The sequence below is a fragment of the Xanthomonas populi genome (assembly GCF_002940065.1).
Taxonomy (GTDB): Bacteria; Pseudomonadota; Gammaproteobacteria; order Xanthomonadales; family Xanthomonadaceae; genus Xanthomonas; species Xanthomonas populi.
In genome coordinates this window covers 1-6,987 of the sequence record NZ_MDEJ01000168.1, presented here as the reverse complement: position 1 = coordinate 6,987, position 6,987 = coordinate 1, and the positions used below count along the sequence as shown (strand labels likewise).

General features: G+C 64.2%; 5 protein-coding genes and 1 pseudogene. 5 read left to right on the top strand and 1 reads right to left on the bottom strand.

Translation table 11 applies throughout. From position 1 onward, the window contains the following. The first annotated feature begins 195 nt into the window (after positions 1–195). The 5 genes from XpopCFBP1817_RS18485 to pdeM are packed head-to-tail and all read left to right on the top strand — an operon-like array spanning position 196 to position 6,169. Positions 196–1,206: a ligase-associated DNA damage response exonuclease gene (locus XpopCFBP1817_RS18485; RefSeq protein WP_128418230.1), complete on the top strand. Its 1,011-nt coding sequence runs from the start codon at positions 196–198 to the stop codon at positions 1,204–1,206. After that, positions 1,203–1,442, top strand: coding sequence for a hypothetical protein (locus XpopCFBP1817_RS18480; protein ID WP_128418229.1), 240 nt, complete (start codon positions 1,203–1,205; stop codon positions 1,440–1,442). Before XpopCFBP1817_RS18485 ends, XpopCFBP1817_RS18480 begins: the two co-directional genes overlap by 4 nt. Next, complete coding sequence (locus tag XpopCFBP1817_RS18475) at positions 1,439–3,043, top strand: ATP-dependent DNA ligase (RefSeq protein ID WP_128418228.1); 1,605 nt, start codon at positions 1,439–1,441, stop codon at positions 3,041–3,043. Before XpopCFBP1817_RS18480 ends, XpopCFBP1817_RS18475 begins: the two co-directional genes overlap by 4 nt. Beyond that, positions 3,040–5,535, top strand: a complete 2,496-nt coding sequence (locus XpopCFBP1817_RS18470; protein ID WP_128418227.1) for a ligase-associated DNA damage response DEXH box helicase — start codon at positions 3,040–3,042, stop codon at positions 5,533–5,535. The genes XpopCFBP1817_RS18475 and XpopCFBP1817_RS18470 overlap by 4 nt, the downstream gene beginning before the upstream one ends. Then, positions 5,525–6,169 (top strand): ligase-associated DNA damage response endonuclease PdeM, encoded by a 645-nt coding sequence (gene pdeM / locus XpopCFBP1817_RS18465; protein WP_128418226.1) that lies wholly within the window; start codon positions 5,525–5,527, stop codon positions 6,167–6,169. The genes XpopCFBP1817_RS18470 and pdeM overlap by 11 nt, the downstream gene beginning before the upstream one ends. Here pdeM and XpopCFBP1817_RS18460 read toward each other — a convergent pair. Further along, positions 6,166–6,757, bottom strand: a pseudogene (locus XpopCFBP1817_RS18460) (hypothetical protein); the annotation flags it as partial. The gene pdeM and the pseudogene XpopCFBP1817_RS18460 overlap by 4 nt on opposite strands. Between the last annotated feature and the right edge of the window lie 230 nt (positions 6,758–6,987).

Genomic DNA, 6,987 nt, shown 5'->3' with positions numbered 1-6,987 from the left:
TCGCTGATTTTTTGAAGGTATGGTCATCATCCAGTGCGTGTCACCACGGCTACGACTTGGTTGTTCGAGGTGCCCTTATAATGAAACAGTCGTCCACCCAAGAACCTCGCTGTGCGGGCGCGTGTCGAGGCGCTGCACCGACCCGTGCCAATCCCATTCTCAGCATCTGCACACCGGCTTGGCCAGAGTTGCGGCATGCGCAACGGCAACGACAAACTTGGCGATCTGGTGGTGCTTGGGCCCGAGGGTCTGTACTGCCCGCAGGGCGACTTCCATATCGATCCCTGGCGGCCGGTACCGCGTGCGGTGATCACCCACGGGCATGGCGACCACGCGCGCAGCGGCATGGGGCAGTACCACTGCACGCACGAAAGTTTGCCGATCCTGCAATGGCGCCTCGGCGAGCAGATCTATCACACGCATGCCGATGGTGAAGCGTTTCGCTTGGGGCGTGCGCGAGTGTCGCTGCATCCGGCCGGCCATGTGCTCGGCTCGGCGCAGGTGCGCATCGAAGTGGATGGCGAAGTCTGGGTCGCTTCGGGCGACTACAAACGCCAGTACGATCCCACCTGCAAACCGTTCGAAGTGGTGCCCTGCGACACCTTCATCACCGAAGCGACCTTCGGGCTGCCGGTGTATCGCTGGCCGGACACCTCCGAGGTAGCGGCCGATATCGTCGCCTGGCGCCACGAATGCGCCGAGCGCGGCGAGGCGGCGATTTTGTATTGCTATGCACTGGGCAAGGCGCAACGCGTGTTGGCGGAATTACGCGCCTGGGACACGCAACCGGCGTTGTTGCATGGCGCGATCGCGGTGGGCGTAGAGGTGTATCGCCAAGCCGGCACCCCGATGCTGGACACCCAACCGGTCAGCGAACATGCGCGCGACGCCGACTATGCCGGGCAATTGGTATTGGCGCCGCCGTCTGCTGCCGGCAGCGCCTGGATACGTCGCTTCCGGCATGCGCAACAAGGTTTTGCATCGGGCTGGATGCGCATTCGCGGCAACCGCCGTCGGCGCAGTTACGACCGCGGCTTTGTCGTGTCCGATCATGCCGATTGGCCGGACCTGTTGCGCACCATCGAAGAGACCGGCGCGCGGCGCGTGATCGCCACCCATGGCAACACCGATGCCTTGATCCAGCATCTAATGGAACGCGGTGTCGCGGCCGAAGCATTCCGCACCGATTTCGGAGCCGAGGAATGAATCCTTTGCCCACACGCCGCTATGTCCGCGCACGCCCACGCATGCGTTTGAGTGGCGCACTCGCGTTTGGTCGGCATGCCTTGCTGTTTCGCATTCATCGCGCTGTGCCCGCAGCCATTGTCGGACCACCGCCACCGCCGCCGCAGCGGCACCCGCGCAACCTGAGTGCGTTTACGCAACGCGCATTGGCACTGTGCGCCGCAGACAAATGCACACCTGTGCAGGCGCTGCCGTGAAGCGATTTGCCGCGTTGTACCGCACGCTGGATCGCAGCATCGGCACGCTCGACAAGCGCGCGGCGCTGGTCCGTTATTTCGGCAGTGCGCCACCACTTGATGCGACCTGGGCGCTGTATCTGCTGGCCGGCGGCAAAGTGGCCAGCACGCGCATGCGCATCGCCAGCAGCGGCGAATTACGCGAGTGGATTACCGAAACCGCAGGCATCGCCGCGTGGTTGGTCGCAGACAGCTACGACCATGTCGGCGATCTGGCCGAAACGCTGGCCTTGTTGTTGGATGATCCGGTCACTGAAGCGGCCGACCTGGCATTGGCTGACTGGATCGAACAGCGCTTGCTACCGATCGCCAATCAAGACGTCGATGTGCGCAAGGCGTGCATCGTGGACGCGTGGCGCAGTCTTGCCTTCGACGAGCGCCTGGTGTTCAACAAACTGCTGACCGGCGCGCTGCGTGTGGGCGTGTCGCAGCGACTGGTGCAACAAGCCCTGGCCGAGTTATCGGGCATTGAGATTGCGCGCATCGCGCAGCGCATGCTAGGCAGCTGGCGACAGCATCCCACCTATCTCGCCAATCTGCTGAGCGCAGAAGAATTACCCGGCGATCGTCAGCAGCCCTACCCGTTCTTTCTCGCATCGCCACTGGAAGCCGAAGTCGAAACGTTGGGCACGGTCGATGATTGGTTGCTGGAATGGAAATGGGACGGCATTCGCCTGCAGCTGATTCGACGCGCTGGCGAAGCGGCATTGTGGTCACGCGGCGAAGAACGTCTGGATGGCCGCTTTCCGGAAATCGAACACGCCGCGATGCGGTTGCCCGAGGGCACCGTCATCGATGGCGAGCTGTTGGCCTGGCAACCGGAGCAGCCATTACCGATGCCGTTCACCGCCTTGCAGACACGCATCCAACGGCTCAAGCCCGGACCAAAGACATTGGCGGCAGCGCCAGCACGTGTGGTCGCCTACGATCTGCTTGAGCTGGCTGGCGAGGATTTACGCGAGCGTCCATTGCAGGAGCGTCGCGCATTGCTGGAAAGCGTACTGACCACGCTCGCCGACCCGCGTATCGTCGCTTCGCCGCTGGTGCAGGTCGGCGATTGGCAGGCTGCGGCGCAGGTGCGCCTGGATGCGCGCGAGCGCGGCGTGGAAGGGCTGATGCTCAAGCGCGCCAAATCGCTCTATCAATCCGGTCGCCGGCGCGGCGATTGGTGGAAATGGAAGATCGACCCGCTCACCATCGATGCGGTGCTGCTGTATGCGCAAGCCGGTCATGGCCGGCGCAGCACGCTGTACACCGACTACACCTTCGGGCTGTGGCATGAGGGCCAGCTGGTGCCGATCGCCAAGGCGTATTCGGGTCTGGACGATAAAGAGATTCTGCAACTGGACCGCTGGATCCGCGCCAACACCACCGAGCGTTTCGGCCCGGTGCGCGCGGTCACTGCGCATCATGTGTTCGAGTTAGGATTCGAAGCGGTCAACCGCAGCAAGCGGCACAAGTCCGGCATTGCGGTGCGCTTTCCGCGTATTTTGCGCTGGCGTCAGGACAAGCCGATGAGTCAGGCCGATCACCTGAGCAGCTTGCAGGCGCTGGCACGATGAGCGCAGCAGAGCAGACACGCGGCACACCATTGCAGCAATGGCGTGCCTGGTTCGCGCAGTGCGGCTGGGCGCCGTTACCGTTTCAACGCGATGTGTGGAAGCGCTATCTCGATGGCGAATCCGGTTTGCTGCATACGCCAACCGGTAGCGGCAAAACGCTGGCGGCGTTCGGTGGTCCGCTGCTGGAAGCGTTGGCCGCACGCGGGCGCCGCACGCCGATCAAATCTGTCACGACAACCACGCGCCGTCAGCAACAACGCACGCTGCAAGTGCTCTGGATCACCCCCTTGCGCGCACTCGCCGCCGATACCGCCCGCGCCCTGCGCGAACCGATGGAGGCATTGGGGCTGGATTGGCAGGTAGGCTTGCGCACCGGCGATGCCAGCGCGCGCGACAAGCGGCTGGCGCGCAGCGGCTGGCTCGATGTGCTGGTCACCACGCCCGAATCGTTGGCGTTGTTGCTGTCGTATCCGGAGACCGCGCCACAGTTGTCGTCGCTGCGTTGCGTGATCGTCGACGAGTGGCATGAGCTGCTCGGCAACAAGCGCGGCGTGCTGTTGCAATTATGCTTGGCCCACCTGCGCGGTTGGGCGCGGGAGCTGCGCATCTGGGGCTTGTCGGCCACGCTGGGCAACCTGGCGCAGGCACGCGACGTGCTGTTGCCGCATCGCCCGGATGCCGCATTGGTCTCTGGCGTCAAACCACGCGCGATGACATTGGAGACGTTGCTGCCCGAGAGTGGCGAACGCTTTCCCTGGGCCGGGCATCTGGGCTTGGCGCAGCTGGCGCGCGTGCTGCAAAAGATCATGCAGCAGCGCACCAGCCTGGTGTTTACCAACACGCGCGCGCAGGCGGAGTTGTGGCATCAGGCCTTGAGCGCGGTGTGGCCGGACGATCCGGCCACGCTCGCGTTGCATCACGGCTCGCTGGATCCATCGCTGCGCGCAGCGGCCGAACAAGGTTTGCGCGACGGCAGCCTGCGCTGCGTGGTCGCAACGTCCAGTCTGGATCTGGGGGTGGACTTTCCGGCTGTCGATCAAGTGCTGCAGGTCGGCAGCCCGAAAGGCGTTGCGCGCTTGCTGCAACGCGCCGGCCGCGCGCGTCACCGCCCAGGCGAATCCGGGCACGTGGTGTGCGTGCCTTCGCATGCGCTGGAACTGGTGGAATATGCTGCGGCGCGCCGCGCGATCGTGCATGGTCATATCGAAGCACGACCGCCGCCGCGTTTGTCGTTGGATGTGTTGGCGCAGCACTGCGTCACGCTCGCACTCGGTGGCGGTTTTCAAGCCGATGCCTTGTTTGAAGAAGTGCGCGGCACCGACGCATTTGCGGCACTGGATAAAACCACCTGGCAAGCGGTGCTCGACTTTATCGTGCAAGGCGGCAGTGCGCTGGCGCATTACCCGGATTTCCATAAAGTCGTCCGCGACCAAGATGGCGTGTATCGCGTCGTCGATCGGCGCGTCGCACTACGGCATCGCTTGTCCATCGGCACGATTAGCAGCGATGGCAGCGTGCGCGTGCAATTTCTGCGCGGCGGCCGGCTGGGTGCGGTGGAAGAGCAATTCGTCGGCCGTCTGCGCCGTGGCGATCGGTTCCAGTTCGCCGGGCGTTTGCTGGAACTGGTGCGGCTCGAAGACATGACTGCCTACGTGCGCGTCGCCAAGGGCGGTAGCGGTGTGGTGCCGAAATGGATGGGCGGGCGCATGCCGTTGTCGTCGGCATTAGGCCGCGAGGTGGAAGCGGTGTTTGCCGATCCCGGCGATGCGCCGGAAATGCAGGCACTGGCGCCGTTGCTCCGCTTGCAGTCATCGCTGTCCTCGCTGCCCGGCCCGGACCACCTGCTGGTGGAAAGCATCAAGGCGCGCGATGGCCGGCATGTGTTCGTGTATCCGTTCGCCGGCCGCCAGGTCAACGAAGGGTTGGCCGCATTGCTCGCTGCGCGCTGGGGTCGGCGTCAGCGCAACACCTTTATTTTTGCCGCTAACGATTACGGTTTCGTGCTGTCGCCCGCGCAGGACGTGGACTTAGATGCCAGCGTGTTGCAGGGTTTGCTGTCGCCGGCCGGATTGCTCGACGCTCTGCGAGACAGCCTCAACCTGGGCGAGTTGGCACGTCGCCAGTTCCGCGAGATCGCACGCGTCGCCGGGTTGCTGTCGCCATCGCTGCCCGGCCGTGTACCACGCAGCCTGCGTCAGCTGCAGGCCTCCAGCGGCTTGCTGTACGACGTGTTGCAGCGTTTCGATCCCGATCATCTGCTGCTTGCTCAGGCAGAGCGCGAAGTGTTCGAAGGCCAGCTCGAATTGGCACGACTCGCGCATGCATTGGAAGATTGCGCACGCCGCGAACTACGCCTGTGCCAACCGCGCAGCCTCACCCCGTTGTCGTTTCCGTTATGGGCCGAACGTGCGCGCGGCCAACTGAGTACCGAAGACTGGAAGGCACGCGTGTTGCGTGCTGCCGAACAACTGGAGCGCAAACATGGGCGATAGCGTGCAATTACAATTGGCCGGCGAGACGGTGGAATTGCTCGGCGAGCGTGCGCTGTATCGGCCAGCACAACGCGCCTTGTTGATCGCCGACCTGCATCTGGGCAAGGCCGATGTGTTCCGCCGCGCGGGCATCGGGCTACCGGCTGGCGGCACCGGGCACGATCTGGACCGGCTGGATGCGCTGCTGGCACAACGCGCTGTGGATGCGCTGTGGATTCTCGGCGATCTGTTACACGGACCTGCACCGCGCGCAGCCTGGCATCGCCGCTGGAGCGCCTGGCGCGAGCATCATTGCGCGTTGCGCGTGATCGCCATTCGCGGCAACCACGACCGCGCGTTGACAGGTGCCGATCTGCATATCGAAGCGGCTGGCGAACAGGTCGAAAACGGCCCGTTCGTGCTACGCCACGATCCCTTGCCACATCCCAGCCGCCATGTGCTGTGCGGGCATCTGCACCCGCTGGCCGCGCTGCCCGGCATGTCGCGCCGTTGGCCGGCGTTCTGGCTGCGCGAGCGCGTCACCATCCTGCCGGCGTTCTCGCATTTCACTGCCGGCATCGTGCCAACGCCGATCGAAGGCGAGCGCCTGATCGCGTGTGTGGAAGGCGACGCGGTGGCGTTGCCGGTGCGCTAGCGAGCGCAGCAACACGCTGACCGACGCTGCGACGACGCGGCCGCTTCAACCTTGTCGACGGCAACACGCTGCACAGGCTGCGACAACGCTCCCACAAACTCCAGCGCCAACGCCAGCTTGCTGAACCAGCCGTGCTGGGTGCCGCTGAGCACGCGCAACAGCGGCATCGCCGGCCAGCACGAAACGGCCGCGATGCCAGCGCGTCACTACAGCATCGCAGTAACTCGCACGCGCCAGTGCGCTATGTACTTGCCCGGTGTCCAGACGCGCATGCGCATCCGGCCCTATCTGCGCCACTTCATCGCGCCATGCCGTGATGCCGCGCTCTTCCCACGCAGCAAAATCGCTGCAAGGCAGGCTCCAGAAAAAACTCAGTCGCGGCGTGTCCTCGCCCGGGCGCGTGCCCACCGGCAGCAGGCCGATCATCTTGCGCGCGCCGATATAACGCTGCCGCAGCTGATCCACAAACGGCCAATCCTCGCGCGGCAACAGACACCACAACGCACCCCATGGATACACCCGATACAGCCGCGTACCCTGCGCCTGCGCACGTAAGGTCAATGCAGACACATCGGCGGCGATGATCAGACCGAGCAGCACGGCCAGTGCCTGCCCCGCTGGGGCATAGCCCACTACCGCAATCCGTAATGCTCGTTGCATCGTCCCGGATCTGTTTCGTCTTCACCGATCCCGCATGGACGGGTGCAAAAAAAACCCGTCGTGGCGTCATGCCGTTCACTTAAAGGAGCCTCTAAAAACCCCATCAATCTGCCATCATTGACTTGACGCCCTGCCAGCGGAGAACGACAGACATGATC